This window comes from Bacteroidota bacterium (assembly GCA_037133915.1).
GTDB lineage: Bacteria > Bacteroidota > Bacteroidia > Bacteroidales > CAIWKO01 > JBAXND01.
Map to the genome: position 1 here is coordinate 1 of JBAXND010000027.1, position 12476 is coordinate 12476.

The window sequence follows — 12476 nt, forward strand, 5'->3', positions numbered from 1 at the left end:
CATTTTTTCATTTTTTCATTTTTTCATTTTTTCATTTTTTCATTTTTTCATTTTTCACTCCCCTACGTCGCAACCGCCTTCACTTCACCATTATCTTCGGCTCCAGCATATCCAGCATGGCGTACTTCACGCCTTCACGGCCGAGACCCGAATCCTTGATGCCGCCATAAGGTGTATGGTCAACGCGGAAAGTCGGACCGTCGTTGATAATCACACCTCCCGCGTCAATGTTGTTGAATGCATAATCTGCTTCGCGCATATCGTTGGTGAAAACTCCTGCCTGCAGTCCGAAAGCAGAGTCGTTGATGCGGTCAACCGCTTCTTTGAAATCATTATACGATTCCAGAATTACCACCGGACCGAATATCTCGCAACAGCAAACGTTCATGTCTCGTTTTGTCGCGGTAAGTACGGTTGGCTCCATCATAGTGCCGCTGCGTCTGCCGCCGCATAACAATTGCGCACCCTCTTTTATGGCATCGTTTACCCATTGCTCTACCCGAATGGCGTTTGCTTCATCAATCATAGCGCTGATATCTGTTTCCGCATCCAGAGGATTGCCCTGTTTCAGCAGCCTTACTTTTGCAATAAACAGTTTGCTGAAATCTTTGATTACCGATGCATGCACATATATGCGCTGCGTGTGGATGCACACCTGTCCGGCATATGCAAAACCTCCGACTACACATTTTGCAACAGCACTTTCAAGGTCACAGGATGGAGTTACAATAACGCCTGCATTTCCTCCCAGCTCAAGAACAACTTTTTTCTTTCCCACATCATTCTTCATTTTCCAGCCAACTTCGGGACTGCCTGTAAACGTAAGCAGTTTAAAACGTTCATCGGTAACAAGCAGGTTTCCGGTAATGCGATCCATCGGAAGTATAGAAACGACGCCTTTCGGAAGTTCGGTCGCATCAATTATTTTCGCAACTTCAAGCATTGTGAGCGGTGTGGAAGTGGCCGGTTTCAAAATAATGGGGCAGCCTGCCGCGATGGCGGGAGCTATCTTGTGGGCCGAAAGATTCAGTGGGAAATTAAAGGGTGAAATGCCGGCTACAAGTCCAACAGGAAAATATTTTACAAGTCCTTCGCGACCTGCTGCTGCAGGCGTCCAGTCGAGGCGCAGATACTCCATAGGTAGACGCTTGCTTTCTTCAGCGGCCACGATAAACGTCTGAATGCCGCGATCAACCTCAACTAACGCATTTTTTATCGGCTTACACGCTTCTGCCGAAAGTACCGCGGCAATATGCTCTTTGTTCTTACGAATACCTTCTGCAATGCTCATCAGAATTTTATATCGCATATACGACGGCATTTCTTTCATCGCGGGAGCGGCTTCGGTCGCGGCCTTTATGGCGCGTTCAAGTTCTGTCTGTCCTGCAAGATAGGTTACACCCGCTTCAGACCCGTCGAACGGATTCCTGACGGTAATCCTGTTTTCAGTTGTGATGAATTCACCTGCGCAATAAATGAGAAAATCAGTCATGGTTTAAAAGTATTTAACATTGCCAAAATTACGATTTAGAACGGATTTTTAATTTTATAAGCCGTTAAGTTTTTTTAACATTTCAATCCGTATATCTTAGTAAATTTGTATTTTACATTCACACAAACCAAAACAAACAAGCATGGACTATAGTATTTTAAAAATAACTATCGCCGAAGGCATTGCCACCGTAGTGATAAGCCGCCCCGAGGCGATGAACGCTCTGAATACGCTATTTTTCACTGAATTGAACGCATTTCTTGATGATGCTGCGGGCAACAGCGGAATTAAAATAATTATCCTTACCGGCGAAGGAAAAGCTTTTGTTGCCGGTGCCGATATTGCCGAGATGGTGAATAAGAACAGTGCAGAGGGAACTGCCTTTTCAAAAGTCGGGCAGGATACGTTTGCACGTCTTGAAAATATTGATATTCCGGTAATAGCTGCTGTCAATGGATTCGCGTTGGGTGGCGGTTGTGAACTCGCCATGGCTTGCGATATCCGTATTGCAAGCAACAAAGCCAAATTCGGACAGCCGGAAGTGAATCTCGGACTAATTCCCGGTTATGCCGGAACCCAGCGTTTGGCAAGACTTACAAGTCTTGGAAATGCATTAATGATGCTCTATACCGCCGATATGGTTACTGCCGATGACGCACTCAGAATGGGTCTGGTTCAAAAAGTGGTAGAGCCCGAAGCACTGATGACGGAGGTTACAGAGCTTGCAAAGAAAATAATTACGAAAGGACCTCAATCGGTAAAACTTATAAAATACGTTACACGTAAGGGGTTGATGATGGATTTCAACAAAGGCTGTGAACTGGAAGCGGAAAAGTTCGGGACACTTTTTGGCACAGGCAGTGAAGGAGAAGAAGGCATGAAAGCCTTTCTGGAAAAAAGAAAACCTTCGTGGTAAATCAGTAATTACGAATCTGTTTTTAAGGAATCATGTATCGTGGAATTAAGAAAAATCAATAATTATACAATATGACGTACGAAGAAAGATTGCAGAATGTGACGGTACTCGGTGCCGCGGGCAAGATGGGAAGCGGAATTTTACTGCTCACTGCGGTAGAAATGGCCGACCTGAGCCTGAAACCGGAGAACAGCGGAAAAACTTTTGTCCTGAATGCCATGGATGTGTCGCATGCAGGACTGGCGGGGCTGATGCGCTATCTTAAAGTGCAGGTTCTTAAAGTGGCTGAAAAGAAAATAGGGCAGTTGCGTAAAGTCTATGAGAATCGTGCCGACCTCATTGAGAATGGTGAAATCATCGACCAGTACGTCTTTGATGTGATGAATGTTGTAAGACCTGTCACTTCTCTTGAAGCAGCCTATGAGTCAACCCTTATTTTTGAAGCCATTATTGAAAATCAGCCGTTGAAAGTGAAATTGCTTTCGCAGATTGATAACAACAATCCTCATAAACCATGGGTTTTTACAAATACCTCATCGATTCCTATTAAAGAACTCGAAGATCAGGTGAAGCTTGACGGCCGGGTACTCGGTTTTCATTTCTACAATCCTCCCGCAGTGCAGAAACTCGTGGAACTGATTGTGACCGATAAAACAAAACCTGAACTGCTTGAGTTTGCTCATGCGTATGCGAAAAATCTGAAGAAAATCATTGTCCCGTCAAACGACTATGCCGGTTTTATCGGTAACGGACATTTTATGCGCGATGCATTATACGGCATCAATGAAGCATTACGGCTGTCAAAAGAAGTAAGTTTTGCGGAAGCTGTTTACATGGTAAACAAAGTAACACAAGATTACCTGATTCGTCCGATGGGCATCTTCCAGCTGGTTGATTATGTGGGTGTGGACGTGGTCAAATTTATCATGAATGTAATGAATCCGTATCTCAAAGATGAAGACCTGCACAGCCCCTTGCTTGACGAACTCATGGAGTCGGGCGTAAAGGGTGGTCAGAATTCAGACGGCTCGCAAAAAGACGGAATTCTGAAATATGAAAAAGGAAGAGTTGCTGGAGTGTATGATCCTTCAAAGAAACAGTATGTTTCTGTTTCCGATATACAGGCAAAATGCGACGAAAAGCTCGGGAAAGCTGCGGAGTCATTGCTGCCGTGGAAGGCTGTTGTGGGAAGAAAAGATAAGGACGAATATTTCAAAAAGTATTTTACGGAATTAAAATCGCTGAAAACTTTTGGTTCTGAACTCGCATGCCGCTATGCAAACCGTTCAAAAGAAATTGGTGAAAAGCTGGTAAGCGATGGCGTTGCTTTGAAACCAGAAGATGTGAACACTGTACTGCTCACGGGTTTCTTCCATGCGTATGGCCCAATCAACAATTATTTAAATTAAGAGGAGGACACGACAATGCAAAAAATGAGAACAAAGGTTTATATGGCCACCGGATTCAACACCACTTCAATGGGAACGGGACGTAAAGAATTTCATCCCAAAAAGGAGCGTCCCGGTTTGGAATATTACATAAAAGAGGCAGGACAGGGAACGCTGAAAATGATTGGTGGTGCGCAAAATGTGGATGAATGCGTGATTGGGAATTTTATGGCATCACGTTTTAATAAACAGGCACATCTCGGCGCATTCATGGGCCATATTGACGAAGGGTTGCGCTTCATACCATCAACACGCGTTGAAGGTGCTTGCTGCTCAGGTGGTCTGGCACTGATGAACGGTATCCGTTCTGTGCTTGCAGAAACTGCCGATGTGGTGCTGTGCATGGGCGTTGAAGTCCAGAACACCGTCAAAGCAATATATGGTGCGGACATCCTTGCCGGTGCCGGTTGGTTTGCCGAACGCAAAGCCGGACATGCTTATTTTTTCCCGGGGCAGTTCAGCAACAGAGCCGGCGCTTATTACGAAAAATATGGTCGTGAGAATACACGCAAAGCTCTGGCACGCTGGTATCGGAATGCTATTGAAAATGCCCGCCTTTGCCCGACGGCACAGGAATATCATAATACAATCAAAGACCTTGAAGCTACCGGGCTCACCGAACCCAATCCCAAAGGTTTTGTTGATTCACTGAATGTGTTTGATTGCTCAAAAGTTTCGGATGGCGCATCAGCCATTGCTATTATGTCTGAAGCCGGTTTAAAGAAATGCGGTATTGCACTCAAAGATGCTGTTGAAATCAAAGGCTGGGGACATGTTGTGGATGATATCACACGCAAACCTGCTGACCTCACTTCTATGGATACTACTGCAAAGGCCGTTCATGAAGCGATGAAAACTGCCGGCATCACCAAAGAACAGATTGGGACGGTTGAAACACATGACTGCTTTACGATTGCCGGTATCATGGCTGTTGAGGCCATCGGATTTGCAGAACACGGCAAAGGTCCCGATTTTGTACTTGCCGGAAATACGGCACGCGATGGTAAAGTGCCGTTCAACACTACCGGCGGACTGATTGGCTGGGGGCACCCAACGGGCGCTACAGGAGTGCATCAGGCAGTAACCATTTGGGAACAGCTCACCGGAAAAACAGGGGATGCCCAAATTAAAATCGATCCTCAGCGTCCTTACGGATTATCGGTAAATATGGGCGGCGATGATAAAACACTCGTTTCTATCGTTTATAAGAAAGCGGAATAAATATTATTTTTCTTTACAGAAGGCCCGTCAATAAAGAGACGGGCTTTTTTTTTGAAAATATTTTCATAAGTGATTGGGGGTTTTTTGTTTGATTCCGTCTTCATAGCAGAACAAAAACTTCTGAACATGAAAACACGCCTGGTAACACTTCTCATTTTACTTTTAATAATTCAGACTTCTAAGAGTAGCGCAGACAATGACTCAACACTTACAAGACGATTTCAAATCTCTTTCATTTCGCCTGTTTCCACAAATGGTATGGAATGCGGACGTTGTGTGAACAATTTTTCGTTGAACATGTTTCTTGGATTTTCTTCCGGTACAGAAGGTCTTGAAATCGGCGGATTTGCAAATATCAATAAGCATAATACCAAAGGATTTCAGATTGCCGGCTTTACGAATTATTCGGGTGGAACACTCAATGGTTTTCAGATTGCCGGTTTCGGGAACATTGTTGCCGACTCCTCGAATGGATTTCAGGCAGGCGGTTTCGGATGTTATACCGGACGCTCACTCAAAGGAATTCAGTTGGGTGGCAACAGTTGTGTAACGCTCCGGAATCTTGACGGTATGCAGATTGGCGGATTAGCCAATTATGCAGGCAGTGTTAAAGGAGCACAGATTACGGGTTTTGCAAATGCCTGCATAGGTAAGCTGGATGGCTTTCAGGTTGCGGGTTATGTGAACTATGCCGACACAATGAAAGGTGCACAGATTGCCGGTTTTGCAAATGTTTCAAAGAAGTATGTAAAGGGTATTCAGATTAGCGGTTTCTTCAATTATGCCCGTAATATCAAAGGGACACAGATTGGTATTGTGAATATTGCCGATAGCGTGAAAGGCGTTAGCATCGGCCTGATTTCTTTTATCCGTAAAGGTTACAGACGTTATGAATTTGCAGCCAACGAGGTTTTTTATCTCAATGCCTCCTTTAAAACTGGAACGAATAAATTTTATAATATTTTCTCTGCAGGTGCGCGCTATGATCATCAACACGCCGGATGGGGGATAGGATACGGCATCGGAACCCAGATAGATTTTTCCAAAAAAATCTTTATGAATGCAGAAGTGAGCAGCTATTATCTGTCGTACGATAATTACATTGTTACCGTTGCCAATAATCTGAATCGCGTGAATGTGGATTTTGGTCTGCAGCTTTCAAAGCATTTTGATGTGTTTCTGGGTGCTTCATACAACATCTATATCTCTCAATGGTACAACCCCGATACCGGAAAATATGGCCAGCAGATAGCTCCTTATAAAATGGTTTCGGAAACATGGGCCGATTCTGATATGCACATGTGGATTGGTGGCCAGGCAGGCATTCGCTTCAAGGAATTTTAATAGAACTCACAAATAATTTAATTCAATAATCAAATGAAAACAAAAATTGGCGGCATCTTGCTGATCGCTGCGATCGCAACCGCAACAACATTCACATCATGTAAAAAGGACACTTACGGAACCGGTCCGGTTGTTTCACAGACCTTGAGTTTGCAAACAATTACAGGAATCAATAACTGCATTGATGCCGATGTTTACCTGAGTCAGGGTACGGCGCAGGAGGTGCGCATTGAAGGTCAGGCTAACATCATTGACCATATCAGACAAGGCGTTCACAACGGAACCTGGGATATTGAGTTTGACCAGAATATTCACAGCCATCGAAAAATTACCGTGTATATCACTATTGCGAATCTCAGTGCAATTACCATCAGCGGCTCGGGAAATATTTACAGCGGGACCTTCGATTCGGTGGATGTCGTGCATTTCAACATCAAAGGGTCGGGAAATATTGAAGCAGGAATTCATGCCAATTCGGTGTATACTGAAATTGATGGCTCCGGAAATGTTTCATTGAGCGGAACTGCCGCATATGAAGAAGTTAAGGTGAATGGTTCCGGTGATGTCGGGGCATTTGCGCTTGGTGCTGTCGATACAAAAGTTTACATTTACGGCAGCGGAAAAGTTGAAGTTAATACAAGTCAGTCGCTGTATGTAAAAATAAATGGCAGCGGTGAAGTTTATTACAAAGGAAATCCTTCCATTCAAATGGATAACAACGGTTCGGGTTCAGTTTATAATTCAAACTAAGCCGGAGTATAATTAGGTATATGGTTGAAATAAAGGCGCAGGAAAGCAGAACGGAAACAGTCGACATGGTGGCTTTTGAGAAATTTTTCAAAAGCCACTATTCCGGCTTGTGCGGATATGCCTTTAAGCTGATACGGGACGTCGCAACAGCCGAAGAAGTTGTGCAGGATACCTTCGTTAAGATATGGGAGAAACGAGCCGCGCTGAACATCACATCGTCCTTTGAATCATACATTTTCAGAGCACTTCATAATAATTGCATGAATGTGATTCGCGAAAACGCCAGAAGGAAGGACATGGAGAAGGAAGTGAAGTTGATGACCGAATATTTTGATGAACCGGAGGACGATAATCAGCTGCGCCAAAGCTTGCTTGAACAAAGAATTATTGCTGCTATACATGGTTTGCCCGAACAGTGCCGGCAGGTTTTTGAACTGAGCAAAATTGAACGGTTAAAATATAAAGAGATTGCTGAAAAAATGAATATTTCAGTGAAGACGGTTGAGAACCATATGGGCAGGGCACTGAAAAAACTCAGAGACGATCTCGCTGATGAAGTGTTTATAATGATGATTTTTTTATTTGCGAAACAATAAGCACCATGACTGATTTTCACGACACTGAAATGGTTGACCTTCTGGCAAAATATTTTGCCGGAGAAGCTGATGCCGATGAGGCTTCACGAATATTGTCGTGGAAAGATGCATCGCCCGGCAACATCGCTGAATTTGAAAAAATGCAGCAGCTGTGGACTTCGGCCGATGAGGTCGACTGGGCATCGGCACCTTCTTATAATGCAGAAGCCGCATGGGAAAATATGCAGTTCCGGCTGGATGACAGCGCTGATATTTCACAGAAAAAATTCAAAATATTTTCTTTGAAAACACTTTCGCGAATCGCAGCCATACTAATTATTACTGCTGTTTGCGGATATGTTGCGTGGTACATGAGTACAAAACCTCAAGACATCATCCGCATTGCTTGTTCTGGCGAAAACGTAGAACAAACGCTCAGCGACAGTTCGGTTATAACCTTGCGTAACAACTCGGAGCTGTCCTATTCACATGCGGCCTTTGGAGTTAAAGACCGCAAAGTAACCTTCAGGGGAACCGGTTATTTTAAAATTGCTGCCAATAAGGAAAAGCCTTTCACCATTGACCTGCACGGGCTGAACGTGAAAGTTGTGGGTACTGAATTCAACATCGATTCACGGGCAGATTCTGATACAGCAACGGTTTCGGTAATTAAGGGAACGGTGATGATGTACGACAGCCTGGGTCATAAAGCAATACTCACGGAAGGTCAGCAGGGGTTGTATTCTCGAAAAAATGCGGTATTGATATGTCGCACCAATACGGATAAAAATGTGGCCGCATGGAAAACAAAGACAATAATTTTTGAACGTACTGAAATCAGGGAAGTGGTGAAGGTGCTGGAAATGGTCTATGGACATAAGATTACCGTAAAAAAGAACCAACTCAACTATTGCCGCATTACCGCGACTTTCAGCAACGAAAATCTTGATAATGTTATTCATATTATTGCGGTTACTTTTAATATGAACGTCAAACGCGATGCGGAAAATTATATTCTTGACGGAGATGGCTGCCAGAATAACTAAACTACTGTGTGCTTTACTGCCGGTGTTTCTTCTGTGTTCAGAGTCAAAGAGCATTGCTCAGAATATGCCTTCGGCAAGGGTTATCTCTTTAAATGCATCTGCTCAACGGCTCGATGCAGTGCTTCAGAATATAGCATCACAGGCCGGGTTCAGCTTTTCGTACGACGCAGACTGTGTACCTTTCGACAGCATAATCAGCATTAATGTTCAGAATCAGTCTGTGGGAAATGTGTTAAAAAAGCTGCTTCCTTCACGCAATATCTTTTCAGATAAAGGCAATTATATCATAGTGCAATGCGCCAAAAAGCAGAAACGTGCATCAAACCGTAAAAAAATTACGGCGTACAGCGTAAGCGGCTACGTAATTGACCGCATCAGCGGAAAGCGTATTCCTTATGCCAGCGTCTATGATAAAAGCAATCATGCTCTGGCCCTGACCAATGATTATGGATATTACAGTTTGTTGCTTCCGGGCGAAAGCGAGAAAATTCGGCTAAGCATAAGTAAGAAGAATTATTTGGATACGGTTATCATTGTGCGCCCTGCCGATGGCGGGAACGAGATGAATGTAGAGATGATGCCGCTGATAAGCCATGTGGTACCCATAAAGGCTGCAACAATACCCGAACAACGGCAAATCGAAGATGTGGGTTTGGTAAAAGCTATCGTTCCTGAGAAACAGCTAGAACAATCAAAAAATATTGCCGTAACCGAACAGCGCACGTTCAATATTTCGCTGCTTCCAACACTCAGTACTAACAGACTCTTTAGCGGAATTGTGGAGAATAAAATATCATTCAATGTATTAATCGGATATAATAATGGAGTGAACGGTTTTGAAATGGGCGGTCTCGCCAATATCGATAAAAAGGATGTTAAAGGTCTGCAGCTTGCCGGCTTGGCCAATCTCGTGGGAGGCAGAACAGAGGGAATTCAGCTTGCCGGACTGGCAAATTTTACGCTTGGAAGAGTCTACGGTATCCAGCTTGCCGGAATTACGAATCTGCTCATGGATACGCTTACCGGCATTTCTGTCTGCGGATTGGCAGGTTTCTCAAAGTCAGTGATTACCGGTGTGCAGGTATCGGGTTTTGGAAATGTAGCTGTAAATAACCTTGACGGGATGCAGCTTGGAGGGTATTTGAATGTTACACTTCAAACAGTGAACAAACTGCAGGTTGCGGGATTCTCGAACTATGCCGGAGCTGTAAAAGGATTGCAGATTGCCGGTTTTGCGAATATTGCCCGTAATAGCATGCGGGGCGCACAATTGGCAGGATTTTTTAATTATGCACGCAGGGTTGACGGAGCGCAACTGGGTATTATTAATATCAGCGATACGTTGAATGGCTTTGCACTTGGATTGCTCAGCTTTTCACACTCGGGTTTTCATAAACTGGATATTACAGGCGGCGAAACGTTTTATGCGCAGGCAACGTTCCGCACCGGAATGCCGCTGTTCCATAATGTAATCAGTGCTGGTTACCGCCCATCATCCGGTAATATGTTTGCTGCAGGATACGGACTGGGCTCGGAAATAAAATTTGGAAAACGCGCAAGTATGGATGTTTCATTAATCGCGTATAAGATTTTTGACAATGGCTTGAAAGCAACTCACGATGCATTGTTCTCTTACGAAATGACACTCGGCATCCGCCTGACAAAAAAGCTTGCAATTATCGCAGGACCGGCTTTGTATTGTAACTATCAGCAAAAACTGAGCGGTCAGGAAAGTTATAACAAATCACTTTCTCCCTATTCCATTTACATGACGGAAAACTCGGCTTCATATTTCAACTTCTGGGCAGGAGGCAATCTCGGAATACGCCTGTTTTGATTCATAATTTTCCTGTTTCTTTTTTTATCTTTGCGAATATTGAATAGCTGTTTTGTCATTTTTTTTGAATACAAATTGCTAATTATTTATTTTTTTTTAATCCCTAATCCTCAACCCCCAACCCCCAACCCCCAACATGAACAGAATAACCGAACTTTTTAAAATCAACATTCCTATTATACAGGCAGGCATGATTTGGTGCAGCGGATGGGAACTCGCATCGGCCGTAAGCAATGCCGGTGGTCTTGGTCTGATTGGCTCCGGCAGCATGGATCCTGATATTTTGAAAATACACATCAGCAAATGCAAAAATGCCACGGACAAGCCTTTTGGTGTGAATATTCCCTTGCTTTTTCAACATTCGGAATCCTTTATAAATTTGGTTATTGAAGAAAAAGTTCCTGTTGTTTTTACCTCGGCGGGAAGTCCGTCGAAATATACTTCAAAACTTAAAGAACATGGTATTACCGTTGTACATGTGATTGCGAATACTAAGTTTGCCCGAAAATGTGAAGAAGCGGGTGTGGATGCCATTGTTGCCGAAGGCTTTGAAGCCGGTGGTCATAACGGTATTGAAGAAACTACCACCATGACACTGATTCCGATGATACGCGATGTGGTGACTGTTCCGTTGATAGCTGCAGGCGGCATAGCGACCGGCCGTTCAATGTTAGCGGCATTTGCGCTTGGCGCTGAAGGTGTCCAGATTGGAACCCGCTTTGTGGCCTCCGCGGAATCCTCAGCTCACGAAGCATTCAAACAAGCGTTGATAAATTCTAAAGACGGCGATACGATGCTGGCGTTGCGCAAGGTGGTTCCTGTGCGTCTGCTGAAGAATAAATTTTATAACGAAATCAAAGCCGCCGAAGATGCAGGTGCGAATCCGGAAGAATTGAAATTACTGCTGGGTCACAGCAGGTCACGCAAAGGTATGTTTGAAGGCGACCTTGAAGAAGGCGAGCTTGAAATCGGTCAGGCATCGGGATTTATCAAAGAGATAAAACCGGCAGCACTTATTATTGATGAAATAATGAAGGAGTTTATGCTTGCAAAGCAAGAATTAGCTGGCCTGTTTTGGTGAAAATGAATTATACTCTTTCAGGTCCATATCAAACACTTCGCAGAATTGTTTTTTTACGGTTTCTTTTACCTTGTCCATATCCTGCAATGCGCCCAGTTCACGCGCTAACGAAGTCACCGACTTATCTGTGAAACCACAAGGGTTAATATAGTTGAAATAATTCAGGTCGGTATTTACATTGAATGCAAAGCCATGCATAGTAATGTAACGGCTGCTTCGCACACCAATCGCGCATATTTTACGGGCACGGGGCGTATCCGGATTCAGCCACACACCGGCTGCTTTTTCCATGCGACTCGCTCTGATGCCATATACTTTTAGCGCACGGATAATGCTTTCCTCAATATTGTAAATATAATTACGCAGCGACATTCCGAACTGTTCCAAATCAATCACCGGATAACCGACTATTTGACCGGGACCATGGTAGGTGATATCTCCACCGCGGTTTGTTTTGAAAAAGGTGGCTTCCTTCGACTTCAACTGCAGGTAATCCAGCAGCAGGTTCGATTCTTTACCGCTTTTTCCTAACGTATAAACATGCGGGTGTTCACAGAAAATCATGTAGTTGTCAGGAACAATAGCTACACTCGAAGTGTCAGGCATTCCCTTAATTGCGAGCGACTCGGAAAACAGCTCTTCCTGCAGAGAAAGGCATTTTTCATAATCTATGAGTCCCAGATCGCGGAATTGTGCGTTTACCATTATCATTTCTGTCTTAATTACAAAGTTAATACTTCTGATTGTAACGGAGTGCTCCGTTTTA

The 12476-nt window shown here is 44.0% G+C and carries 11 protein-coding genes; 9 read left to right on the forward strand and 2 right to left on the reverse strand.

Features of this window, described 5'->3' with window-relative positions:
- Window positions 1-79: 79 nt before the first annotated feature.
- Window positions 80-1492, reverse strand: a complete 1413-nt coding sequence (locus WCM76_10155) for an aldehyde dehydrogenase family protein (GenBank protein MEI6765994.1) — start codon at window positions 1490-1492, stop codon at window positions 80-82.
- Between the two features lie 142 nt (window positions 1493-1634).
- On the opposite strand from WCM76_10155, the gene WCM76_10160 reads away from it, so the two are divergent.
- The 9 genes from WCM76_10160 (at window position 1635) to WCM76_10200 (ending at window position 11710) form a co-directional block, all read left to right on the forward strand.
- The gene (locus tag WCM76_10160) at window positions 1635-2408 is read left to right on the forward strand and encodes an enoyl-CoA hydratase-related protein (GenBank protein MEI6765995.1); all 774 of its coding nucleotides are present in this window, start codon (window positions 1635-1637) and stop codon (window positions 2406-2408) included.
- 71 nt (window positions 2409-2479) lie between these two features.
- Window positions 2480-3817 (forward strand): 3-hydroxyacyl-CoA dehydrogenase family protein, encoded by a 1338-nt coding sequence (locus tag WCM76_10165; protein MEI6765996.1) that lies wholly within the window; start codon window positions 2480-2482, stop codon window positions 3815-3817.
- 24 nt (window positions 3818-3841) lie between these two features.
- Window positions 3842-5077, forward strand: a complete 1236-nt coding sequence (locus WCM76_10170) for a 3-ketoacyl-CoA thiolase (protein MEI6765997.1) — start codon at window positions 3842-3844, stop codon at window positions 5075-5077.
- Between the two features lie 126 nt (window positions 5078-5203).
- A complete protein-coding gene (locus tag WCM76_10175; protein ID MEI6765998.1) occupies window positions 5204-6421 on the forward strand; it encodes a hypothetical protein in 1218 nt (405 codons plus the stop codon).
- Between the two features lie 33 nt (window positions 6422-6454).
- Window positions 6455-7171 (forward strand): head GIN domain-containing protein, encoded by a 717-nt coding sequence (locus tag WCM76_10180; protein MEI6765999.1) that lies wholly within the window; start codon window positions 6455-6457, stop codon window positions 7169-7171.
- 20 nt (window positions 7172-7191) lie between these two features.
- Complete coding sequence (locus tag WCM76_10185) at window positions 7192-7767, forward strand: RNA polymerase sigma-70 factor (protein MEI6766000.1); 576 nt, start codon at window positions 7192-7194, stop codon at window positions 7765-7767.
- Between the two features lie 5 nt (window positions 7768-7772).
- On the forward strand, window positions 7773-8792 hold the full coding sequence (locus WCM76_10190) for a FecR family protein (protein ID MEI6766001.1): 1020 nt from the start codon (window positions 7773-7775) through the stop codon (window positions 8790-8792).
- Window positions 8773-10629, forward strand: a complete 1857-nt coding sequence (locus tag WCM76_10195; protein MEI6766002.1) for a hypothetical protein — start codon at window positions 8773-8775, stop codon at window positions 10627-10629. The genes WCM76_10190 and WCM76_10195 overlap by 20 nt, the downstream gene beginning before the upstream one ends.
- Window positions 10630-10765: 136 nt before the next feature.
- The gene (locus tag WCM76_10200) at window positions 10766-11710 is read left to right on the forward strand and encodes a nitronate monooxygenase (protein MEI6766003.1); all 945 of its coding nucleotides are present in this window, start codon (window positions 10766-10768) and stop codon (window positions 11708-11710) included.
- On the opposite strand, the gene lipB is transcribed toward WCM76_10200, so the two are convergent.
- Window positions 11690-12421: a lipoyl(octanoyl) transferase LipB gene (gene lipB, locus WCM76_10205; GenBank protein ID MEI6766004.1), complete on the reverse strand. Its 732-nt coding sequence runs from the start codon at window positions 12419-12421 to the stop codon at window positions 11690-11692. The genes WCM76_10200 and lipB overlap by 21 nt on opposite strands.
- Window positions 12422-12476 lie beyond the last annotated feature (55 nt).